General features: G+C 44.4%; 15 protein-coding genes. 10 read left to right on the top strand and 5 right to left on the bottom strand.

Annotation, left to right across the window (positions count from 1 at the left end; translation table 11 throughout):
* The first annotated feature begins 121 nt into the window (after positions 1-121).
* Both PPO43_RS08030 and lysA read left to right on the top strand, forming a co-directional pair.
* The gene (locus PPO43_RS08030) at positions 122-2,890 is read left to right on the top strand and encodes a transglycosylase domain-containing protein (protein ID WP_272621296.1); all 2,769 of its coding nucleotides are present in this window, start codon (positions 122-124) and stop codon (positions 2,888-2,890) included.
* 91 nt (positions 2,891-2,981) lie between these two features.
* Positions 2,982-4,223: a diaminopimelate decarboxylase gene (gene lysA / locus PPO43_RS08035; RefSeq protein WP_272621297.1), complete on the top strand. Its 1,242-nt coding sequence runs from the start codon at positions 2,982-2,984 to the stop codon at positions 4,221-4,223.
* Positions 4,224-4,430: 207 nt separating this feature from the next.
* Here lysA and PPO43_RS08040 read toward each other — a convergent pair whose 3' ends face one another.
* From PPO43_RS08040 to PPO43_RS08055, 4 genes are read right to left on the bottom strand one after another with little or no spacing between them, the layout of a single operon-like run.
* Positions 4,431-5,090, bottom strand: coding sequence for a CBS domain-containing protein (locus PPO43_RS08040; RefSeq protein ID WP_272621298.1), 660 nt, complete (start codon positions 5,088-5,090; stop codon positions 4,431-4,433).
* Between the two features lie 7 nt (positions 5,091-5,097).
* Complete coding sequence (locus PPO43_RS08045) at positions 5,098-5,679, bottom strand: anthranilate synthase component II (RefSeq protein WP_272621299.1); 582 nt, start codon at positions 5,677-5,679, stop codon at positions 5,098-5,100.
* The gene (locus tag PPO43_RS08050) at positions 5,680-6,351 is read right to left on the bottom strand and encodes a CvpA family protein (protein ID WP_272621300.1); all 672 of its coding nucleotides are present in this window, start codon (positions 6,349-6,351) and stop codon (positions 5,680-5,682) included.
* Between the two features lie 10 nt (positions 6,352-6,361).
* Complete coding sequence (locus PPO43_RS08055; protein ID WP_272621301.1) at positions 6,362-6,808, bottom strand: GatB/YqeY domain-containing protein; 447 nt, start codon at positions 6,806-6,808, stop codon at positions 6,362-6,364.
* 315 nt (positions 6,809-7,123) lie between these two features.
* On the opposite strand from PPO43_RS08055, the gene PPO43_RS08060 reads away from it, so the two are divergent.
* From PPO43_RS08060 to PPO43_RS08095, 8 genes are all read left to right on the top strand, one after another.
* Entirely contained in the window at positions 7,124-8,230 is a 1,107-nt protein-coding gene (locus PPO43_RS08060) for a thioredoxin fold domain-containing protein (RefSeq protein ID WP_272621302.1), read from the top strand.
* Between the two features lie 117 nt (positions 8,231-8,347).
* A complete protein-coding gene (locus PPO43_RS08065; RefSeq protein WP_272621303.1) occupies positions 8,348-8,806 on the top strand; it encodes a hypothetical protein in 459 nt (152 codons plus the stop codon).
* Positions 8,807-8,883: 77 nt separating this feature from the next.
* The gene (locus PPO43_RS08070) at positions 8,884-9,960 is read left to right on the top strand and encodes a glycosyltransferase (RefSeq protein ID WP_272621304.1); all 1,077 of its coding nucleotides are present in this window, start codon (positions 8,884-8,886) and stop codon (positions 9,958-9,960) included.
* A gap of 262 nt (positions 9,961-10,222) precedes the next feature.
* Positions 10,223-11,680 carry a DUF58 domain-containing protein gene (locus PPO43_RS08075; protein WP_272621306.1) on the top strand — a complete coding sequence of 486 codons (1,458 nt, stop codon included), beginning with the start codon at positions 10,223-10,225 and terminating at the stop codon, positions 11,678-11,680.
* A 292-nt stretch (positions 11,681-11,972) separates the two neighbouring features.
* Entirely contained in the window at positions 11,973-14,804 is a 2,832-nt protein-coding gene (uvrA, locus tag PPO43_RS08080) for an excinuclease ABC subunit UvrA (RefSeq protein WP_272621307.1), read from the top strand.
* Between the two features lie 741 nt (positions 14,805-15,545).
* Positions 15,546-16,271, top strand: a complete 726-nt coding sequence (gene hisA, locus PPO43_RS08085) for a 1-(5-phosphoribosyl)-5-[(5-phosphoribosylamino)methylideneamino]imidazole-4-carboxamide isomerase (protein ID WP_272621308.1) — start codon at positions 15,546-15,548, stop codon at positions 16,269-16,271.
* Between the two features lie 649 nt (positions 16,272-16,920).
* Positions 16,921-20,136 carry a SusC/RagA family TonB-linked outer membrane protein gene (locus PPO43_RS08090; RefSeq protein ID WP_272621309.1) on the top strand — a complete coding sequence of 1,072 codons (3,216 nt, stop codon included), beginning with the start codon at positions 16,921-16,923 and terminating at the stop codon, positions 20,134-20,136.
* A gap of 81 nt (positions 20,137-20,217) precedes the next feature.
* Positions 20,218-21,723 (top strand): SusD/RagB family nutrient-binding outer membrane lipoprotein, encoded by a 1,506-nt coding sequence (locus PPO43_RS08095; protein ID WP_272621310.1) that lies wholly within the window; start codon positions 20,218-20,220, stop codon positions 21,721-21,723.
* Positions 21,724-22,042: 319 nt separating this feature from the next.
* Here the strand turns inward: PPO43_RS08095 and queG are convergent, their stop codons facing one another.
* Positions 22,043-22,972 carry a tRNA epoxyqueuosine(34) reductase QueG gene (queG, locus tag PPO43_RS08100; protein WP_272621311.1) on the bottom strand — a complete coding sequence of 310 codons (930 nt, stop codon included), beginning with the start codon at positions 22,970-22,972 and terminating at the stop codon, positions 22,043-22,045.
* Between the last annotated feature and the right edge of the window lie 176 nt (positions 22,973-23,148).

Consider the following 23,148-nt stretch of genomic DNA (forward strand, 5'->3'; position numbering starts at 1 on the left):
ATAAAAGCACAAAGTTAGTAAACTGCATGGAGATGAAAAGGAGTTTGGCCCCTATTTAAAAATTGAACAAAAAAGGCGATATTTGCCCCAAAGTATTTTCCCCCAATAAATTGGACTACTTATGTCATCAGAAAATAAACCGGCAGTGGCCGCTTCGGAGTTGACTTATCGTCAGCAACACAAAAAAAGCTTCAAGCGCATTATGCGTTGGGTTTGGGGTATTTTTTTGCTGGGCTTTGTCTCTGTCTTTAGTCTTTTTGCTTATCTCTCTACACAGCTTCCTTCTTTTGATCAGTTGGAGAATCCCCAGTTGCGTTTGGCCTCGGAGGTCTATAGTAGTGATGGAGAGCTTTTGGGCAAGTATTATATTGAGAATCGGACCTTAGTGACTTATGATAGCATTGCGCCAGCGGTGGTCAATGCTTTGGTGGCTACAGAAGATGCTCGTTTTTATAGCCATTCGGGCATTGATCCTGAGGCTTTGGCGCGGGTGTTGGTCAAAACCATCGTTTTTCAGCAGCGGAATGCGGGAGGAGGAAGTACGATCTCGCAGCAGTTGTCTAAACTGCTGGTGGGGCGGCCAGATACACGAGGCATGGGGACCGTAGAGCGGCTTTGGACCATTTTGCAGGTGAAGCTCAAAGAGTGGTTGACGGCTGTGAAATTAGAGCGTTCTTATACCAAAAAAGAGATCATCACGAATTATCTCAATGAGTTTGACTTCTTGTATAATGCTCATGGTATTCGTTCGGCTGCTGAAACTTACTTTCAGAAAAGACCTAGTGAACTGAGCGTGCCAGAGGCGGCTATGTTAGTTCGGATGCTGAAAAATCCAGCATTATTCAATTACCGCCGAGATATGGAAAAGGCCTTAAAAGGCCGAGAGGTGGTGTTGAAAAATATGCAGATGGCGGGGCATATCACAGAGGCCGAATATCATAAATACCGCCAAGAAAAAATCAATAAGGGCAGCTTTCAGGTCTTGAACCACAATGAGGGGCAGGCCACCTATTTCCGCGAATATTTGCGGGAGTACGTCAAGGAGGTATTGAGTCGACCAGAAAACCTCAAGCCCAATGGCGAAGCCTATGATGTTTATCGCGATGGCTTGAAAATTTATACCACTATTGATTCTAGAGCCCAGCGCAATGCGGAGCAAGCTGTTTGGGATCACCTCAGTCAGCATCAAGAAAAGCTATTTAAGCATTGGAAAGATTGGAACATGGTAGATCCGCCGATTGGCTACAGCAAATACAATCCTTGGACCTACAAAACGCATAAAAACACAGAAGATGAAATCCAGTTGCGTTTGCGGGCCTTGGATCGTTTAATTTGGAACTCTGAGCGCTATCAGGCGGTCCGTGAGGACTATCTTAAAACCGCGGCAAAATATGAATTGCGAGATATTGATATTTCTCGTTTGCAAACCTTAGAGCGAGCCAATAAAAAACGCAATAAAAAGGAACAGGCCGAGGCCATTCTTGCTAGTTGGGAAAAAGAGGGTTATGCAACTAAAAAGCAGGTCGCTCTTTATCGAGATTTGCTCAAATCGGGCAAATGGGAAGCGATTAAAGGCGAATATCAGGAACTGCTTAAGTATATGCAGACCCCTGTAGAAATGCGCATTTTTGCCTATCAGAAAAATGGAGAACATTGGGGGCCAGGAACCAAGGATACCTTGATGAGTCCGCTAGATTCTATCCGCTATCACCGTATGTTCTTACAAACGGGTTCTGTTTCTATAGAGCCGCAAACAGGACATGTAAAAGCTTGGGTAGGGGGGATTGACCATCACTACTTTAAGCTCGATCACGTAAGTATGGGGGGATTATATGTTCATCCCAACAAGCAACGTCCTGGACAAAGCTATACCAAAGCAGGCCGTCAGGTGGGCTCTAGTATGAAGCCCTTTCTTTATGCACTCAACATTGATTTGAGAGGCTATTCGCCCTGCTATGAGGTGGAAGATGTAAAAATTACGATTGAAAAAGGCTATGGCGATTTTGGCTTAATTAAAAACTGGACCCCAAAAAATGCCAATGGCAAATATAGCGGACAGCGCCTAACTCTAACACAAGCACTTCGCCAGTCACTCAACTCTGTTTCTGCTCAACTGATGAAAGACTTGGGCAGTACCGAACGCTTTAGATCCTTTTTGCATGAGGCGGGAATTGATACCGCTAAAGTGCCTGCTTCGCCAACAATTTGTTTGGGAACACCTGATTTAACGCCTTTAGAAATGGCCGCCGCTTATTGCATCTTTGCTAATCAAGGGGTGTATAATGAACCTGTATTTGTAGAGCGTATTGAGGACCGCCACGGTAACCTCATCTATAACTCTGCCGATCAAATCACCCAACAAGTATTGACAGAAGGAAGCGCCTACGTGATGAGCCAAATGCTCAAAAGTGTACAAGCTGGAGCGCCCGGCTTCCAAGGCATCAAAAGTACTTATGGAGGAAAAACAGGAACTACAAACTTCCAAGCCGATGGTTGGTTTATGGGCATTACGCCCAATCTTGTGGTTGGCACTTGGGTAGGTTGCGATGATCGCTTTATTCGCTTTCGTAGCCTACAATACGGTCAAGGGGGAAGTATGGCCCGCCCGATCTTCCAAAATGTTCTTCGTTACCTAGAAGCAGATGAAGCCTTTGGGCTAGATACTAAGGCCAGGTTTGCCGAGCCAGAGCGTATCGACCGCGAAATGAATTGCCTTAAATATGCACAGTTTGGCCGTGGCGATACCTTTGATGAAGAAGGTGAAGATATGACTAACCAAGATGAAATTTACAATCAAGATTATGACGACTTAGAGGCCGCACCGGCCACTAAGAAACAGCTTAAGGATAAACCACAGCAGCCGCCTAGCAATCAGGATGGCAGCCGGTAGACTATTGGCTGTATACAAGATTCCAAAACGGGCGGCTTCCAAATCGGGAGGCCGCCCATTTTGTTTTAATTCACTATTTATTTCTAATCCTATGCAATGGAATGATGCGCTAGAGCGCTACGAATTGGGCCAAGTTGCCCTAGAAGATTTAGTTCAAGAGTTTGGTAGCCCGCTATTTGTCTATGATAGCGAAAAAATTAAATCTCAATATCTGAAGATGGAGCAAGCCCTATCCGCCTGCCCCTCCGTTAAAATTAACTATGCTTGTAAGGCCCTAAGCAACCTGACGGTCCTCAAGCTATTACGTAGCCTTGGCGCTGGACTAGATGCCGTTTCCTATCAAGAAATTAAGTTGGGCTTGGCCGCTGGCTTCGCTCCCGAAGATATCATTTATACCCCAAATTCAGTAGGTGCAGAGGAGCTAGAAGCCGCCCTCGCTCTAGGCGTCAAACTCAATATCGATAATATCGAAATGCTAGAGTATTTGGGCCACAAATATCCCGGTCAAGCTTTTTGTATCCGAATTAACCCCCATATTATGGCTGGTGGAAATGCAAAAATTTCTGTGGGCCATATCGACTCTAAATTTGGCATTTCTATCCACCAAATGCCCCTGGTCGAACGAATTGTAAGCAGCCTCAAGCTCAATATTGAAGGGGTGCACATGCACACGGGCTCCGATATTTTGAATGTGGAGGTCTTTTCTATGGCTGCCGATATTCTCTTCAATATTGCCCGCAAATTCGATACGCTCCGCTATATAGATCTGGGCAGTGGCTTTAAAGTGAAGTACAAAGAAAGCGATATCGAAACCGATATGCAGGAGTTTGGCCAAGAGATTTCTCAACGCTTTAATGCCCTTTGCGAGGAGTTGGGCCGAGAACTTACCCTGATGTTTGAACCCGGAAAGTATTTGGTCAGCGAATCAGGCTGCTTTTTGGCCCAAGCTAATGTGATTAAACAAACAATTTCTACCATTTTTGTCGGTATAGATAGCGGCTTTAACCACCTTATCCGCCCCATGTTCTACGATGCCTATCACGAGATTGTCAATATCTCGAACCCCACGGGCAAACCCAAAATTTATACGGTGGTGGGCTACATTTGCGAGACCGATACTTTTGGCTATAACCGCAAACTGGCCGAGGTCCGAGAAGGCGATATTTTGGCCTTCAAAAATGCAGGTGCCTACTGCTTTTCTATGGCCTCCAATTACAATTCTCGCTACCGCCCTGCAGAGGTCCTCTTGCACGAAGGCAAGGCTTATCTCATCCGCGAGCGAGAAACTTTTGAAGATCTGATTCGCCTACAAGCTGATTTAGATATTTTTTAGGGGCCCGCGTCCAGCAAGCTGGCCGCCGCTATGCTCCGCAGCTCGCTGCTCGCTCGGCCCTGCGGCGGCATAGCCGCCTAGGTCTGGCCCTGCGGGCCACTGCTGCACATCGCTAGGCCATTTGCCCCATCTTCGCTCAAACGGCTAAGAAGGTCAATCAGGTTGTTTGGGCCAAAAAAAGGGGAGCCGCTAGCGGCTCCCCTTTTTTTACATATTGAGGTAACGCATTAACCCCTCATAACGATCTCGCAAATCGTCTAAATATTCTGATTCATAAAAGGATTCTACCTCATAACCAAAACGCTCTAAAGTCGCTACCACATGCTTAAGATCTTGCCGATTCAGCTTGAGCGTCAACTCTAAATGAGCATCTGTTGGAGCCGAAGAAATAAAACAACTCAAAACCTTGCAGTTTTCCGTTTCAATCAAACGGGCAATCTCGGCCAAAGAGTAATCACGAGCAGGCATGCGGACCAGCAACATGCCCCCAGGATGAGAAATCGCTCCCGTTTCAGCAAAATGCCGAAGCAAGTTCTCTAAGGTAATTAAACCCAAATAATTTTGTTCTTGGTCCAAAACAGGAACCACCGTCAAATTGGTGTCTACAATCAGTTTCATCACCTCAAAAAGGTGCTGACCAGGCTCTACACTCTTATGCAGCAAAATGGGCTCATTCTCCAAAATGCTTTCTTCTGGTGCATTAAAGTTGAGTAGCTCATCCTCAGAAAGGATGCCCAAAAGCTGTCGATCCTCTACAATAGGGAGGTGTCGAACATGGAAATCACTCATCCAATTAAGGGCTTTTTCGCCACTATCGCTGGCCCGCAAAGGGGGCACGGCATAAGAGATCAAATTGGCTGCAAGCATAAGCATATTATTTTGTGAGGGCCAGATAGCGGAGCCAGTTGGCCAAAAGTGAGAGTCCCTGAGGGCTAAGTATTGATTCTGGATGAAATTGTACTCCCCAAACTGGGGCCAATTTATCCCGTAATGCCATAATTTCCCCGCTTGGGCTAAAAGCCGTGGCTTCTAGACGACTAGGCAAATTTTCTAAAATGAGCGAATGGTAACGCATCACCGACATTGGCTGAGGCAAATCTTCAAAAAGACCATTTCCCTGATGACTAATCTCAGAGACCTTGCCATGCATGGGCAATTTGGCCCGCTCTAAGTCCGCCCCCCATTTTAAACCAATGGCCTGATGTCCTAAACAAATGCCCAAAGTGGGAATTTTCAAGGCATAGGCCAAATCTAGGGCAGCCATGAGTTGCCCCGCTTTTTCGGGCCGTTCTGGACCAGGAGAAAGGAGTAAACCATCCCAATTACCTTGGGCCAATTGCGACAGCAAATCCGCCGCATCATTTCTAATGACCTCTACCTTACATTCTAAACGTAAGAAGTAATCATAAAGATTAAAGGTAAAGGAATCATAATTATCTATTAGCAATAAACGCATTTAGTCTTCTTCTTCAGTATTCAAGCTAGAACTATCTGGTTTTGGGGCTGGGGAAGGCTTCTTTTTGAGGCTATCTAGACTATAATCTTCTTTGATAAACAAATCATCTAAGCGAGGGCCATCATCTTCTTTGTAGGCGCCACCTTCCCGCAATTGGTCCAATGACTTTTTCATGTACTTGGTAAAGCTTCCCACATAGGGGGCAATCCGTTCCAATACGGCTGTTCCTACATTGGGGATCTTTTGAACATAGGGATAAAAAAAGGAGCTATGCTCCAGCTTTTCAGGTCTTAAAACATGGGCTTGGCTAAAAAAAGTGACTAGGACCGAAAACAAAAAGCTAAACATGCCCGACATCATAAATCCACCCACCGCTCGTGTAAACTGATTGACCCTTTTGCTGGTTACATTTTTGTCAAAGAGCAAAAAGAGAATGCGCGCAATGGCCATAATGCCAAAAAGAGAGACTAAAAAGGCCACAAAAGGCAAAAAGGCCGAGTCAATTTCTATGGTTAAGCTGATTAAATCGCTTAAGGCAGGGGTAATATACATAGATACGCCTAAGGCCACAATAAGGGAGATTATAAATAGTACTACCTTAATGAGACCATAGACGTAGCCAAAATAAAAGCCATAGGCTACCATGATAATAAAAACGATATCAACGCCCATGCTTCTTTATTTATCCGAGTAGTTGCTTGACTGTAGCCGAAATGCTTTTGCCATCGGCTTTACCCAGCAATTTTTTGCTGGCGATGCCCATAACACGGCCCATATCTTTCATGCTGCTTGCGCCAGCTTCTTCAATGATGGTCTTAATTTCAGCAACCAAAGCATCACCTTCTAGTTGTGCGGGCAAAAATTCTTTAATGATGGCGATTTCTTCCGCTTCAATTTGCGCAAGTTCTTCGCGGCCTTGTTCTTGATAAGTAGCTAGAGATTCTTCTCTTTGCTTAGCCATCGTTTGCAACATTTTGAGCTCACGCTCTTCCGTAATTTCGGCTCCAGTGCCGTCGGTTTGCATCAGGAGAAGTTGTGCCTTAATGGCGCGAATGGTCCGTTTACGGGCCTCATCCTTGTTCTTCATGGCCGTTTTTAGGCCCTCTTTGATGCGTTCACTAAGTGACATAAATTTATTTTTTGCAGATTAAAAATTACTTGGGCTAACTCACTGAAGCGCTGAATAGTTCAGGCCCTCAGCAAAGTTCGGCTAAACTAGCCCAATAAACTAATAGATTTCTGCTTAAATTTGTAATAGTTCATCTATGGATTTTGGGGAACTAGGGCGCTTGGTCCAAATGGCCTAGCGATCTGCAGCAGTGGCCGCAGGCCAGACCTAGGCGGCAAAGCCGCCGCAGGGCCGAGCGAGCAGCGAGCTGCGGAAGGTAGCGCCGACGAGCGAAGCGAGGCGGAGGCCCCAAAAAAATAAAAAATAATCAATCTTATGTACAGACTAGTTTCCACTTTTGGCTGTTTGGCCCTTTTGTTTTTGCAACAAGCGGCTTTTGGGCAAATTGAGTTTTTTCAGGGCAGTTTTGCCGAGGCCCAAGCTTTGGCTAAAAAAGAACACAAAATCATTTTTTTGGATGCTTATGCTAGCTGGTGCGGCCCCTGTAAACGCATGGCTAAAACCGTGTTTTCGCAGGCAGAAGCAGGCGATTTTTACAATAAGCATTTTGTCAATTTGAAAATTGATATGGAAAAAGGGGAGGGGCCAACTTTGGCTAGAAAGTATCAGGTTTCGGCTTATCCCACCCTACTTTTTATTGATGCAGAAGGGGAATTGGTCCATTATCAAAGAGGAGGTCTGCCTATTGATCGCTTTTTGCAGTTGGGGCAAACGGCCTTGTCTAAAATTGACCATAGTGGCGAGTTTGAGGCCCGTTATGAGGAGGGCGACCGCAGCCCAGAATTGCTGCGTGCCTATGCCTATTCGCTTTTGATGAGCGCTAAGCCCAGCCTCAAAATTGCCAATGAATATATTCGGACCCAAGAAGATTGGACAACTAAGGAGAACCTAGATTTTCTCTTTGATTTTGCTTTGGAAGCCGATTGTACAGCCTTTGAACTGCTGCTCGAACAGCAACAAAAAGCAATTGCACAAAAAGGAGAGGAGGAATTCCAAAATCAACTGTTGGCCGCCTGCCGAAGCACTGCCAAAAAGGCCCAAGAGTTCCAAGCGCCTGAACTAATTAAGGAGGCGAGTAAAAAACTAAAAAAAGTAGATGCCAAACTGGCCAAAGAATTTGAAGCCAAGGCTTGGGCCGATTACTACATTGGCCTAAAAGATTGGGCACAAGCGCTAAAATATAGCAAAAAACGCCTCAAGAAATATGGCGATGCCAAAATGCAGCATGAGTATGCCCGCATTTTTGGAGAGGCGCAAACAGAAGAAAAATATACAGCAGAAGCCCTAAAATGGGCTAAATCTGCCTTTGAAGCTCAACCTTCTCAAGAGTATGGCCAAACCTACCTTTACCTATTGCGCAAACTGAAAAAAGAAGAAGAAGCAAAGAAATTGATTCAAGAGCTTCATAAAATAGGGCATTAGATGTCACTTTAACAGCCTAAAACTGTTAAAATATGTCTCTGAGAAGGAGCAAACTTGATTTGGAACAATAGTTGGCTTATTTTAGTAGTTCTAAATCAAGAATGTAAAACAAGAACTATGAAACAACTCTTCCCCCTTAGTTTGTTACTAAGTTTACTATTTTTAGGTCAAGCACTTATTGCTCAGGATGTTAGTGGGATGAATTATCAGTCTTTTCGGCCCTCTATGGCTTGTGAAATTTTGAACTTAGACTTGCCTGAAGGTGCCGAAATTTCGGTCAAATATGCAAGAGGTACTCGTCTACGTATAGATCAAGTGATTACACTAGGAGACGGAGCTAGCCTCCGCGTATTGGAATTTTTAATCAAAAAAGGACGTTACGAACTCAAAGGAGAAGAACAACTACAAGAGCAGGTTTTCCTTGTCACAATGGCCCAAGAACGAAGCGATTTGGTCTTGGCTAAAAAAAGCTGCTCCGAAAGTTTTCGCTACGATATCACGCTTCCCCCTCACATCAAATATGTGCAATATAACGGACAGACCCTGGATCTAGAGCTTTCTGCCTCTAAACACTAATCTCGTCCCTCGTTTTCCTAACTTTGCTAACGGCTGTTTCTCTTTCTTAGAGAGACAGCTTTTTTTATTTTTGGCCCATGAAAAATTCTCCTCTATCAGGGCATGTCTATTGTTTTTTGCCCTACAACCTTTCTTGCCCTAGTGCTCGCTATCGGGCCTATTTCCCACTTAGTAATTTACGGGAATCAGGCCAACTTACTGTAGATTTTATGCAGCCATCGGCCAGTTGGAAAAAACGAATTGCCTTTCTCTGCATTTATTTAGAGGCCCTAATTTGGCCTAAAAGAAATAGCCGAATTTTTATTCAGAAGGTTTGTTCTACTCGCTATTATGGCTATCTATTGCGCTTTTTGGTTTTTTGCCGTCCCAATATCAGTTTTTTTGACTTAGACGATGCCGAAAACTATAGACAGCCAACTCAAAATATGCACTTTTTTTTGCGTAAGGCTAAAGCTTGTAGCCTCGGTAGCCAAGCTCTAAAAGATTATGCGCTTGCTTTTAACGCCAATTGCCGTATTCACACTTCTGCCGTTCCTCAACAAAGTTTGCAAACAGGACCAAAACATCAAGTATTGCGCTTGGTTTGGCTAGGAGATCTCGGAGATGGCCGCAAAAAATCAAAGGCATTCTCGCATAAAACAAATGTCTATAAGCTGCTTTTTCCAGCACTCAAAAAACTCCAATTTCCAATAGAATTACACCTTTTGGGCGTGAAAAAAAAGAGCGACATTCCCGAAATTCAAGCTTATTTTGCTTCATCTCCTCATATTCATTTAGTGATTCCTCAAAACTTAAATTGGGTGGAGGATGATTGGGTGTATACTTACCTGGCTAAGATGGATTTGGGCCTAGCGCCTCTGGTCGATCACCCCTTTAATCAGGCTAAATCAGCCTTTAAAGCAAAGCAATATCTTGCTGTGGGTTTGCCCGTTTTAGCTAGCGATATTGGCGAAAATAGCCGCTTTGTTCAAGAGGGCAAAAATGGCTTCCTTTTCCGAAAAGAGGCCGAATTACTTCAAGCTTTGACCTTCTTTCAAGAACTAGATGCTAAGCAGATGCAAGCATTTCAACTGGCCGCTAAAGCTAGCTTTCAACAATTTAGTATGACCCGCTATGAACAGCAGTTGATGAACATGTTGTTTGATGTGGATTAGGGGCTGCCCCTCGCTTTGCTCGGGTCGGGCTGTGTCAGGGCTCGCTGGTCGCTCGGCCCTGCGCGGGCTACGCCCGCTGGGTCTGGCCTTCGGCCACCCTTTTCCATCCCTCAGCCAGTCGCTGCGCTCCTTTGCGGCGGCTTCGCCGCCTGCTGGACCAAAAAAATATACAGCAGCTTTAGTTTTAATGACTAAACTGAACATCTTGGAAAAAAAAACCTATTTTATCAATTCTCTATGGTAGCAGATTTGAATAATCCCTATGACTAAACGATCTCTTTATCTTCTTTTGGGCCTTTTCGCACTTTTGGGCCTGAGCTTTTTGCCTCTGGGTATTGCAGCTCCCTTGCTTTATGCCCTTCGCTTGGGCTTGCTCGTGGCCGCTAGCCAACTAGCCCTAAAACCTCTACACCTTCCCCGCCGATTTTTTATAATCTTAGGCAGTTTGGTGGTCTTTTTAGCTCTAGGCTTGGCCGCTAACTGGCTGTTTGTTGCTGCACAAGTTGCCGTTTTTCTCTTTTTTACCTTGGTTTTGGTAGATGCTATTTTGCTTTTTCACCCCAAAATTAAACTTAAAGGAGAACGCAAACTACCCAAGCTGTTTTCACTCAGCGATCCCAATCCAATCAAATTAGAACTGCAGAACCAATCGCCCGTTAGTCTACAATTAGAGATTATTGATGAGATTCCCGTTCAATTTCAAAAGCGAGATTTTCAGCTTTTTCATCAATTGCCAGCTGGCGAAAAAGATACTTTGGTCTATGAACTTAAGCCCTTAGAACGAGGCGAATATGTCTTTAGAAATATCAACTTTTTTCTGCGCTCTAAATTGGGCCTGATTGAACGGCATATTGTGGTTGAGCAAGAACAAACAATTCCTGTTTATCCCTCAATTATCCAAATGCGGAAATATGAACTTTTGGCCCTAGCCAGAATTTCTATTTTTCCAGGGGTAAAGAAAATGCGAAGATTGGGCAATAGCTACGAGTTTGAGCAAATCCGCAATTATGTAAAAGGAGATGATTTTAGAAGCATTAACTGGAAGGCCACTAGCCGTCGAAATGAGCTGATGGTCAACCAATATGAAGATGAACGCTCTCAGCAGGTTTTTTGTGTGATTGACAAGGGGCGCTCTATGAAAATGCCTTTTGAGGGTCTTAGCTTGATGGATTATGCCATTAATAGTAGCTTGGTCATTTTGAATATTGCCCTGCAAAAGCACGATAAGGCGGGCCTGATGAGCTTTTCGGACAAAATTGGAAGTACCGTAAAAGCAGAAAGTGGTCCCAAACATTTACGGACCATATTGGAGGCCCTTTATCGAGAAAAAGAGCGAAACTTTGAAGCCAACTACGAACTCCTCTTTCAGGCTTCTCGCCGTTTTATTCGCCGCCGCAGCCTAATTTTTCTATACACCAACTTTGAAAGCTTTTCGGCCATGCAGCGGGTTTTGCCCATTTTGCGGCGCATTAACCATTTGCATTTGTTGGTAGTCGTCTTTTTTGAGAATACCGAAATTCAGGATTATGCCAAGCAAGAGGCGCTCGATACCGAAATGATTTACAATCGGACGATTGCCCAAAAGTTTGTCGAAGAAAAGCAACGGATTGTTCGAGAACTACGGCAATATGGAATTCAATCTATTTTGACTCGGCCCGAAGATCTTTCCATTAACACCGTGAATAAATATTTAGAGCTCAAAGCAAGGGGCTTGATTTAATACTCAAAAAAGGGGGAATAGCTGCAGCTATTCCCCCCCTTTTGTTGCGCTAGGCCCAGAGGGCGTTTTCTTGGCCTAGCGATGTGGAGGGGTGGCCGAAGGCCAGACCAAGCGGGCGAAGCCCGCGCAGGGCCGAGCGAGCAGCGAGCCCCGAAACGTAGCGCCGCAGCTTTGCTGCGGAGGCCCCAAAACAATAACTTCAAGAAAGTTCTCATCTTTTTTAGGGCCCTATTGTTTGGAGGGGATAAGACTTATTATCTTTGCCACTTATTCTGAATTAGAAACGCCAATCATGAGCCAGCAAGAGTCAAAAGAGCAAGAATTTATGGAAATTTGGGGCGCCTCAGAGCACAACCTCAAAAAAATCGACTTGCGTATTCCCCGCAACCAATTAGTCGTCATTACGGGAGTGAGTGGCAGCGGAAAATCCTCCCTGGCCTTTGATACCATTTATGCCGAGGGCCAAAGACGCTATATGGAGACCTTTTCTTCTTATGCGCGTCAGTTTATTGGGAATATGGAGCGGCCCGATGTAGAGAAAATAGAGGGCTTGAGTCCTGTTATTGCCATTGAGCAAAAAACGACCAGCAAAAATCCTCGTTCTACGGTAGGGACCGTGACCGAAATCTATGACTTTTTGCGTCTCCTCTACGCCCGTGCTAGTGATGCTTATTCCTATAAGACGGGCAAAAAGATGCAGCGCTATAGCGAAGAGCAGATTATTGAGCATATTTTTCAGAATTTTGAGGGTCAAAAGGGGATTTTATTGGCCCCTTTGGTGCGGGCCAGAAAAGGGCATTATCGCGAGCTATTTGAGCAGATGCGCAAACAGGGCTTTGCCAAAATGCGCATAGATGGCTACATGATTGACCTAGAGCCGGGCATGCAAATCGACCGCTACAAAACGCATGATATTGAGTTGGTGGTGGATCGTTTGACGGTAACGGAAAAACGCCGAGATCGCTTTGAACTCTCCCTAAAAACGGCGCTTCGACATGGGGATGGTTTTGTGATGTTTATGGAACATGAGGGAAATCGAATCCATCAGTATAGTAAGCATTTAATGTGTACCGAGTCGGGTATTTCTTATGAGGAACCCTCGCCCAATAGTTTTTCTTTCAATACGCCTTATGGAGCTTGTCCGCATTGTAAGGGCTTGGGCGAACTGCATGAGGTAGACCTCGATCTAGTGATTCCCGATGATAGTAAAAGTATTAATGAGCAGGGCATTGTGCCCCTAGGTGAGGTGCGTAAAAACCTCACCTTTAAGCAGCTTCGAGCCTTATCTAAGAAATATAAATTTAGTTTTTCGACTCCTATCAAGGAGATTCCAGAAGAGGCACTAAGAACTATTTTGTATGGGGGCGATGGGAGCTTTGATGCTCGTAATTTTGGGCGAGAAGAGCTATCGCATAACTTGGCGGATGAGGGTTTGGTGCGTATGCTCAAGCATTATTATAAGAGTTCGAGCTCGGAGAAAATCCGCTCTTGGGCCGAGGAGTTCATGCGGGTCATTGACTGCCCCCAATGTGAGGGCAGTCGTTTGCGCAAGGAGTCGCTTTACTTCAAGTTGGCAGAAAAGAACATTGCAGAATTAGCCCAAATGGATATTCGCTCGCTATATGATTGGCTAGAAGAGCTGCCAGGCAAGTTGAGCAAGCGACAGCAGTTGATTGGCGCCGACATTATCAAGGAATTGCGTTTGCGTCTAGGCTTTTTGCTAGAGGTAGGTCTAGATTATTTGCAACTGAACCGCCCTGCCCGAACGCTTTCGGGGGGAGAGTCGCAGCGGATCCGCTTGGCCACTCAAATTGGTTCTCAATTGACGGGAATTACCTATGTGTTGGATGAGCCTAGCATTGGTTTGCACCAAAGAGATAATGAACAACTCATTGTTGCGCTTAGAGAATTGACAGATATTGGCAATTCTGTTTTGGTGGTGGAGCATGATAAGGATATTATGCTGGCTTCGGACTACCTGATAGATCTAGGTCCAAAAGCGGGAAAGCTAGGTGGCGAGATTGTAGCCGAAGGCAAACCAGAAGACTTTTTAACGCAATCGGGAATTACGGCCGATTATCTAGCCAATCGCCTCAAGATCTTGACGCCTACTGAACGTCGGGCAGGAAATGGAGAGTTTTTGCGCTTGCAAGGCGCTAAGGGCAACAACCTCAAGTCTGTTAATTTGAACTTGCCCCTAGGGACCTTAATCTGTGTGACGGGGGTTTCGGGTAGTGGAAAATCGACCTTGGTTAATGAAACCCTTTATCCCATTTTGCGGCAGCACTTCTACAATTCCATCCAAAAACCTTTGGCCTACGATAGCATTGAGGGCATAGAACATATTGACAAGGTCATAGAGATTGATCAGCAGCCTATTGGGCGCACGCCCCGCTCCAATCCAGCTACTTATATTGGTGTCTTTGATGAGATTCGGAAGCTCTTTGCGGCTATTCCCGAAGCCAAAATTAGAGGCTATAAGCCTGGGCGCTTTTCTTTTAATGTATCGGGTGGGCGATGTGAAGACTGTGGTGGTAGTGGCTATCGTTTGATCGAAATGCAGTTTTTGCCCAATGTTGAGGTGGAATGTGAGACTTGCAAGGGCAAGCGCTACAATCGGGAGACCTTAGAGATCATTTATAAGAAGAAAAATATTACGGAGGTCTTAGAAATGTCGGTAGATGAGGCCAGTGAATTCTTTAGTGATCTGCCAAAAATCCATCGTAAAATTGCCACCCTACAAGATGTGGGCTTGGGCTATATCACCTTGGGCCAATCGGCCACGACCTTATCTGGAGGGGAGGCCCAGCGTATCAAATTGGCTAAGGAACTTTCTAAACGGGATACGGGCAAGACCTTTTATATTTTGGATGAGCCGACCACGGGCTTGCATTTTGCTGACATTCGTTTATTGCTCAATGTCCTGAATATGTTGGTAGAGCGGGGCAATACGGTTTTGGTCATTGAGCACAACATGGATGTGATTAAGGTAGCTGATTATGTAGTAGACATTGGGCCGGAGGGGGGCGCCAAGGGGGGGCAAATCATTGCACAGGGTAGCCCAGAAGAAATTGCGGCTTGTCCCAACAGCCATACTGGTCGCTTTCTGAAGTTAGAATTATAATTGATTTTGGGGCCTCCGCAGCAAAGCTGCGGCGGTTACTCCCTTCGGTCGTCGAACTGCGCCCTAAAGGGCTTGTTGTCGTTTCGGGGCTCGCTGTTCGCTCGGCCCTGCGGCGCTACGCGCCTTGGTCTGGCCTTCGGCCCCCCCTGCACATCGGTTACTCCCGTTGGTCGTCGAACTGCGCCCTAAAGGGCTTGTTGTGGCCGTTCTGGCCCAAGGGCCAGTAGGGCCGAATTCCTCATTTAAGCAGAAAAGATTGCTTTAGAGAAAGAACTGCTCTAATAGAGTTATTGTGGAACAGTTGGTGAACATAATTTGTAAATACAAGCATTTAGATCGGGTAGAAGGAATTTGGCTGAGGGATGGAAAAGGGGGCGGCGCAGCCGCAGACCGAGCAAAAATGCGCAGCATTTTTTGCGAAGGGCCGAGCAGACCTGCGAGCCCTGACACAGCCCGACCCGAGCATAGCGAGGGGCAGCCCTAAAAAATAAAAATGCTAGAGCGGGTAAAAAAAGTTTAAAATTACCTAGCTGTCAGCGGGTTATTGTTGAAATAAAATTTTGGTTTCTGTGATCTAGTTGTTTTTTTATTTCAATTTTGGCTACATCTATTTTTTGGGGAGTTTGATTTTATTTTTGCTTTGCCGATAATTCCTTAGAAAGTTGTTAAATTTATAGCTAAAAGACAATCCATTAGCTGAATATGGAGAAGAAAGCCCCAAGCAGCTCAAAAAAAAGCCTTATGATAAAAGTAATACCAGCCTTAGATATCCTGAATGGGAAATGTGTACGATTGACCAAGGGGAGTTTTGAAGATGCCAAAATTTATGATGATGATCCGGTGGCGGTGGCTAAGCGTTTTGCAGCGGCTGGGGTAAAACATTTGCATTTGGTAGACTTAGATGGGGCCAAGGCTGGGCGAGTAGTTAACTATGAGATACTTAAGGCGATCACGACGGAGACGGAATTGGAGGTAGAGTTTGGAGGGGGGATCAAGTCGGATCAGGATTTGGCGCAGGCATTTGCTGCTGGGGCGCAAAAGGTAACGATAGGGACCTTGGCGGTAAAGAATCCAAAGTTATTGCTTTCTTGGTTACAGAAATATGGGAATGATCGGATTATTTTGGGGGCGGATGTTTTGGATGGGATTATTCGGATTGATGGCTGGAAGCGGGAGACCGAGTTCAAATTATTTGATTTCATCACCAACTATCAGTGGCATGGGATTCAGTATATTTTGTGCACAGACATTGATAAGGATGGGATGATGCAGGGGAGTTCGCTTCCTTTATATGAGTCATTAGTGGAGCAATTTCCGGATTTAAAATTCATTGCGAATGGGGGGATTTCTTCTATTGAGGAATTGCGGGAGTTGGATCAAATGGGCTGTTATGCTGCGGTAGTGGGCAAGGCCTTATATGAGGGGAAGATAAGTTTGGAAGAGTTAGCTGATTTTTTGAGTGAATAGAAAAGGCGTATAGGGCCGAACAAAATGGTCCTAAGGCTGTTGTTTGTTTGTGATTCGAGATACTGGGGTTTCTTGGCCCTAGAATTTTGTCGAAAAACCAAGCTTTCAACCAAAAGGCCGTCCCGCAATTGCGGGACGGCCTTTTTTGTGTCTAGAGGAGTTAAAGTTTTTCTTTAAAATGATTTTTATCAAATAAGAATATTTCGGTTCCCAAATGTAGAATGTGTATAAAATAGATAGCTATTAAAGGATTTGTATACTATTTATAAGATATAATTAGATGAGAATAATAAATGCTAACTAGAGTTTTAAAGGAAAAAAGTGTTGCTTAAAACATAAGACAAATACTGGTTCAGAATTATATTCTGTTTTTTAACTAGTTGTTCAAATTAAAGTTTAGACTTGAGGTGTAAAATAAAGTGTTAATAAACTAGTTGAATTAGAGTAGCTGTAATTTTGTTGCGCAATAAAATTTGAATAAAAAGGATTAAAGCTTTAGTTTTATTGCGTAATAATCCTTGATATTGGATAAAACCGCTGTTTTTATTGGCCCCTAAATAAAAGGAAATCTTAACGTAGGTTTTTTTGAGTGGGGTCAAGAGACAGCTTTATATTCTAATGGATTGCGTTTAACCAAAAAATGTTTTTTATGAAGTACCTTAATCTAATTACATTAGCTTTGCTGATGACTATTAGTACCGTCTATGCCCAGACTACGGTGACAGGATCGGTAACTACAGAAGCAGGCGACCCCATTGTCGGGGCTAACATTTTAGTCAAAGGCTCCTCCCCGATTATTGGAGCTATTACTGACTTTGATGGAAATTATCAAATCACTGTTCCTGAGGGCTATGAATTTTTGGCTTATAGTTTTGTAGGCTATGCAACTCAGGAAATTGAAGTTGCCGGTCAGACGACCATCAATGTGACTTTAGTAGAAGGAGTGGAAGTAAATAAAGTGGTCGTTACTGCTTTAGGGCTTTCTAGAGAGGAAAAGGCATTAGGTTATGCTACCCAAGAAGTTTCGGGAGATGACATCAACAAGGCTCGTGAGGTCAATGTGGTGAACTCTTTACAGGGTAAAGTAGCAGGTGTTCAGATTACGGGTTCGTCTAACTTAGGGGGCTCTTCACGTATTATTATTCGTGGTGCGGGTTCTATTACGGGCAATAACCAGCCTTTATTTGTAGTAGATGGAGTACCTTTGGACAATGCCAACCATACGGATGCAAATCAGGATCGTGGTGCAGGTGGCTATGACTATGGTAATGCAATTCAGGACCTTAACCCCGATGACATTGAGAGCATCAACGTATTGAAAGGCCCAACAGCGGCAGCACTTTATGGTAACCGTGCAGCTAACGGGGTAATTATCATTACCACAAAGAAAGGAAAAAACCTATCGGTAAAGAATGCTCCTATTGGTGTATCTGTTAACTCTTCTTTGCAGTTTAACAGTGTATATGTATTGCCCAACTACCAAAACCAGTATGGTGGAGGTGCGGGTTCTTCTTTTGCCAATAGTGTAATTGACACCAATCAGTTGGTTGCTGATATGGCTTATGATGGAAGTTGGGGACCTGCCTTTAATGGCCAACAAGTTCGCCAATGGGATTCTTATGATGAGTGGGATACTGAGAACTTTGGGCAGACCCGTGAGTGGAAAGCCAATCCTGACAACATTAAGGATTTCTTCCGCACAGGTATTACTGCTACGAATGGTATATCTTTGGGTGGAGCTAATGAAAAAGGATCATTCCGTTTAGGCTTTACCAATACACAGCAAAAAGGGACACAAGAGAACTCTAATCTTAATCGTAACAATATTTCATTTAATTCTAGCCTCAATCTTAGTGATAAGTTGACGGCTTCTGCTACAGTGAATATTGTAAACTCTAAGGCCAATGGTCGTCCACTTACTGGATATGGAGAATCTGTAATGTCTCAGTTTAACCAGTGGTTCCAGCGTCAGTTGGATATGGATCGCCTACGCGACTATAAAAACCCTGATGGAACAATTCGTACTTGGAACCGTACTTCTGAGCTAGACGGTAGCGCTAAGTATTGGGACAACCCCTTTTGGGAGCGTTATGAAAATGGTCAAAGAGATAGTCGTAATCGTGTTTTTGGTAATGTAGCACTATCTTATACTTTCAATGATAAGTTCTCAGTAACAGGACGTGCTATGACGGATTTCTACACAGACCGTCGTGAGGAATGGGTTGCAGTAGGTGGCGTTCGCGTACCTATGTACTCTGAAGATGTTCGTTTTTTCCAAGAAAATAACTACGACCTTATTGGTAACTACAAAGATCGTTTTGGAGACTTTTCTGTTTCTGGAATGGTGGGTATGAACTACCGTCGTACAACTGCTGAGCGTAACTATGCTTCAACTCAGGGAGGGCTAAACACTCCTGGCTTGTATAACTTGAGCAACTCTGCTTCAGAATTGACAAGTACAGATGTTACTTCTGAACTAGCTATCTTCTCTATTTTTGAGCAGGCTACTATTGGATACAAAGATTTTGTATACCTCGATTTGACCAACCGTACAGATATCAACTCTACGCTACCACTAGATAGAAACACCTATAATTACTACTCAGCTAGTGCTAGTTTGGTATTCTCTGAACTCATCCCCGCTAACGAAATTCTTTCTTTCGGAAAGTTCCGTGCAGGTTATGCAGTAGTAGGTAATGGTACTACTCCTTACAACCTACAAAATACATATATCAGTAATGCCAACTTTAATGGCAATGGTACCGCCACTGTACCTAACTCATTACTTAATGAAGACCTTAAACCTGAGCGTACTTCTGGCTTTGAATTAGGTCTTGATCTTCGTTTCCTCAAAGATCGTTTAGGAGTAGATTTCACCTACTATAACAACGTTACTAAAGATCAAATTTTTAATGTATCTCAATCTGGTGCTACAGGCTATACCTCTCGTTCTATCAATGCAGGTAAAGTAGCGAACCGTGGTATTGAATTGATGGTTTATGCTACTCCTGTAAAAACTAAGGACTTCAAATGGGACCTTAGCCTAAACTTGGGTAAAAACAATAACGAAGTATTAGAATTGGCTACAGGTACCGACAATATTCGCCTCACTTCTCTATTTGGTGTAGCCCTAGATGCTCGCGTTGGTGAGCCTTACGGTACACTTATGGGGACCGATTACGTCTATGATGCTAATGGCAACAAAATCGTTGAAGATGGCGTCTATATGGTCTCTGAAGTAAAGCCTCTAGGATCTGTATTGCCTGATTTTACAGGTGGATTCTCTTCTACTTTTAGCTACAAAGGAATTTCTCTTTTCCTCTTGTTTGACTTCCAGAAAGGTGGCAAACTCTTCTCTCTATCTAACCAATGGGGTAAATACTCTGGTATTTTGGAAGAAACTGTTATCGAAACAGAGGTTGCTGGCGTAACAGATAATATCCGTAACCAAGGAATTGTTGTTGAAGGAACTAACGTATTGCGCGATGGTAATGGTGACTATATTCTCGATGCTAACGGTAACTACCAGTCTGATGGAACTGAAAATACAACAGTACTAGATGCTCAAACTCACTTCTTCCTCAACCAAGGTTATATCATCAATGCTGCGGATATCTATGATGCTAGCTTTATCAAATTCCGTGAAGCTCGCATTAGCTATACCTTCTCTAACAAACTATTTGAAGGCACTCGCTTCAGAGACCTTTCTCTCTCTTTGGTAGGTCGTAACCTTGCTATCCTTTACAGAAATATTCCTAATGTAGATCCCGAAGCAGCCGTTAACTCTGGTAATGTTCAAGGCTTTGAAGGTGGACAATTGCCTACAGAGCGTTCTATCGGAATAAATTTGAACGTGAAATTCTAAATAGAATATTCGCAAAAACTCTCTCCAATCTGTGGGGAGCCTAGGCTCCCCAAACAGATCGCAAACTTAAATTATCATATTATGACTATAAATTGGCTAAGAAAAAATGGCTTGATGGCCGCGATGGGCCTAGGTTTAGCACTCTCTATCACTAGCTGTGATAAACAGTTTGAAGAGCTGAATACTAACCCCAATCAGTCTTCTTCTACAGCAACCTCTTTTCTACTGACCAATGCAGAAAAGACAATGATGGACCTTACCTGGGATGAATGGTTTAATAGCCGAAGAGGTAACCAACTTGCTCAATACTGGGCCTCTAATCAGTACTCTAATGAGTCCCGATACCAATTCCGCGTTGGAATTACCAACGATTATTGGAGCCTCTTTTATGCTCGTAGCTTACAAGATCTTCAAGAAATTATTGACCTTAACTCTGGTGATAATGCTGCCGATTATGTGGGCTTTGGTAAAAATGAAAACCAAATCGCTATCGCACAAATTCTCCAAACTTGGCTGTTCCAAAATATGACCGATTGCTGGGGACCAATCCCTTACTCTCAAGCCCTAAAAGGTGCAGAGTTCCCCCTACCTAACTACGATAGCCAGGAAGATGTCTATGTAGGAATGCTCGCTACTTTAGATGCTGCTATCGCCGCTATCGACGAAAGCGATAATAGTGTGCAAGGTGATGTAATCTATAACGGAAATATGACCCAATGGAAGAAGTTCGCCAATGCGCTTAAAATGCGTGTGGCCCTCCGTATGGCCGATACTAACCGTGGAGCTGAAGCACAAGCCGCTTTTGAAGCCGCAGCTCCCAATAGCTTTACCTCTAACGCTGATAATGCAATCTTCCCCTATCAGTCTAGTGACCCCAATATTAACCCTCAAGCAGAGGATTACCGAACACGTAACGATTTTGCCGCCTCTAATACTATGGTCGATGAGTTGCTCCGCCTCAATGATCCCCGAGTAGGATTCTATTACGAACCAGCTAGTGCTACAGGTACTTATGTTGGTGAAGTTTACGGACTCTCAGAATCTAATGCCGCTCTTACCACAGATGCAGAGGTATCTCAACGTAGCCAAAGTATTTTAGCCAACGATGCCCCCGGTATCTTCCTCGATTATGCCCAAATTTGCTTTATGAAGGCGGAAGCCGCTGCCCGTGGATGGGGCGTTTCTGGCTCTGCAGAAGATCACTATAATGCAGGTATCGAAGCTTCTATGAATTACTGGGATGACGGCTCTCTAAGCGCTACCGATATTAGCAATTATATCGCCCAAGCCGATGTAGACTATAACACTCTTATCGGAAATGGCGAAACTTGGCAGCAAGTAATCGGCCGCCAAAAATGGATCGCCCTCTATATGCAAGGCGTACAAGGCTGGGCCGAATGGAGACGACTCGATTTCGGTATTCTCCAATCTCCCGCCGATGGAACTCTTGACGGTACAGATATTCCTACCCGCATGAAGTATCCCCTAGATGAACAAACCCTCAATGCCGAAAGCTATGCCGATGGCGTTATTAAATTGGGCGGTGCCGATAATCAAGACACCAAACTCTGGTGGGATGTAAACTAATCCTTTCCCCTTTTTGATTTTCCCTAATTTTAAGCTCGCTAGCATCGCTAGGGGGCTTTTTTTATGCTGTTTTGGGGCCTCCGCTGCGGCCTGCGGCCTTGCGGCGCTACGCTTCAGGGCTCGCAGGTCTGCTCGGCCCTGCGGGCATCACTTCGTTCTGCCCTTGGTCTGCGGCTTCGCCGCCCCCTTTCGCATCGCTAGGCCGATCCTGTAGGTTAAAACCCACCGCAAAAATGGTATCGCTTTGCGATGATTTATAAATGAGGGTTGAAACCCTCATGAATTTAAATCGTCGCTTCGCTCCTCTAGATCCAAAATATTACTCCTCCTCCAAAAAAGCCAAATTGCGCATCAAGCCCTTGTATTTGGTCCGCTTCACCGCCGATTTCTTAAACACTTTCCGAAATACTTCTTCCGTCAATTCCATCCAGTCCTCCCGCCTCAACGCTAATAAATTCTCTTTGGGCCGAAAAGCCTCTTCCTGATGCGGACGCGAAAAACGATTCCAAGGACAAACATCCTGACAAATATCACAGCCAAACATCCAATCCGCAAATTGCCCTTTGTATTCAGCCGGAAGTTCATCTCGCAACTCAATCGTAAAATAGGAAATGCACTTGGAGCCATCCATCAAATACCCCTCCTCAGAAATGGCTTGGGTGGGACAAGCATCTATACAGCGCCGACAACGACCACAATAGTCTTTGATTGGCCCATCATAGACCAAGTCTACATCTATGATCAACTCGGCTAAAAAGAAAAATGACCCCCGCTGCTTACTAATTAATAAGGTGTTTTTGCCTATCCAGCCCAAACCCGAATGCTTGGCCCAATCACGCTCCAACACCGGCGCAGAGTCTACAAAGGCCCGCCCATTAATCGCTCGACCCAATTCACTTTCTAAAAGCCCTAATAATCGACGCAATTTATCTTTTAAAACATAATGGTAATCTTCGCCATATGCATATTTGGCCAGCTTGGGCGCTCCTTCTACTTGTTGCTCTTCTGGAAAATAATTAAAGCTCAAACTCACTACCGATTTGGCCCCATCTACCAATTTTCGAGGGTCTATCCGCTTCTCAAAATGATTTTCTAAGTATTGCATTTTCCCCTGATAGCCCTTATTCAACCAAGCTTCTAAACGGCGGCCTTCTTCAGTCAATTCTCTGGCCTGAGCAATGCGTAAATTATCAAAACCTTCAGCTAAGGCAGCAGCTCGGAGTTTAGCGGTGAGTTCGTATTTGTCCATTAATTATATTTCTTCTAAGCGTCTATGATGAGGCCTTTGAGCTACCAAAGTATCGGCTGAGGGATGGTAGTGGGTGGCCGAAGGCCAGACCTAGGAGCGCAGCGACGCAGGGCCGAGCAGACCTGCGAGCCCACGAACAGCCCGACCCGCCCGATAATTCATGAGGGTTTTAACCC

The sequence above is a fragment of the Saprospira sp. CCB-QB6 genome, from assembly GCF_028464065.1.
Taxonomy (GTDB): domain Bacteria; phylum Bacteroidota; class Bacteroidia; order Chitinophagales; family Saprospiraceae; genus Saprospira.

Bases quoted from the DNA above. Each gene is read 5' to 3' on its own strand.
- PPO43_RS08050 (WP_272621300.1), bottom strand. From the start codon at position 6,351: ATGGGCGTTGATATCGTTTTTATTATCATGGTAGCCTATGGCTTTTAT.
- queG (WP_272621311.1), bottom strand. From the start codon at position 22,972: ATGGACAAATACGAACTCACCGCTAAACTCCGAGCTGCTGCCTTAGCT.
- PPO43_RS08045 (WP_272621299.1), bottom strand. From the start codon at position 5,679: ATGCGTTTATTGCTAATAGATAATTATGATTCCTTTACCTTTAATCTT.
- PPO43_RS08070 (WP_272621304.1), top strand. From the start codon at position 8,884: ATGAAAAATTCTCCTCTATCAGGGCATGTCTATTGTTTTTTGCCCTAC.
- PPO43_RS08060 (WP_272621302.1), top strand. From the start codon at position 7,124: ATGTACAGACTAGTTTCCACTTTTGGCTGTTTGGCCCTTTTGTTTTTG.
- PPO43_RS08030 (WP_272621296.1), top strand. From the start codon at position 122: ATGTCATCAGAAAATAAACCGGCAGTGGCCGCTTCGGAGTTGACTTAT.
- PPO43_RS08040 (WP_272621298.1), bottom strand. From the start codon at position 5,090: ATGCTTGCAGCCAATTTGATCTCTTATGCCGTGCCCCCTTTGCGGGCC.
- PPO43_RS08075 (WP_272621306.1), top strand. From the start codon at position 10,223: ATGACTAAACGATCTCTTTATCTTCTTTTGGGCCTTTTCGCACTTTTG.
- PPO43_RS08055 (WP_272621301.1), bottom strand. From the start codon at position 6,808: ATGTCACTTAGTGAACGCATCAAAGAGGGCCTAAAAACGGCCATGAAG.
- PPO43_RS08065 (WP_272621303.1), top strand. From the start codon at position 8,348: ATGAAACAACTCTTCCCCCTTAGTTTGTTACTAAGTTTACTATTTTTA.
- lysA (WP_272621297.1), top strand. From the start codon at position 2,982: ATGCAATGGAATGATGCGCTAGAGCGCTACGAATTGGGCCAAGTTGCC.
- PPO43_RS08095 (WP_272621310.1), top strand. From the start codon at position 20,218: ATGACTATAAATTGGCTAAGAAAAAATGGCTTGATGGCCGCGATGGGC.
- uvrA (WP_272621307.1), top strand. From the start codon at position 11,973: ATGAGCCAGCAAGAGTCAAAAGAGCAAGAATTTATGGAAATTTGGGGC.
- PPO43_RS08090 (WP_272621309.1), top strand. From the start codon at position 16,921: ATGAAGTACCTTAATCTAATTACATTAGCTTTGCTGATGACTATTAGT.
- hisA (WP_272621308.1), top strand. From the start codon at position 15,546: ATGATAAAAGTAATACCAGCCTTAGATATCCTGAATGGGAAATGTGTA.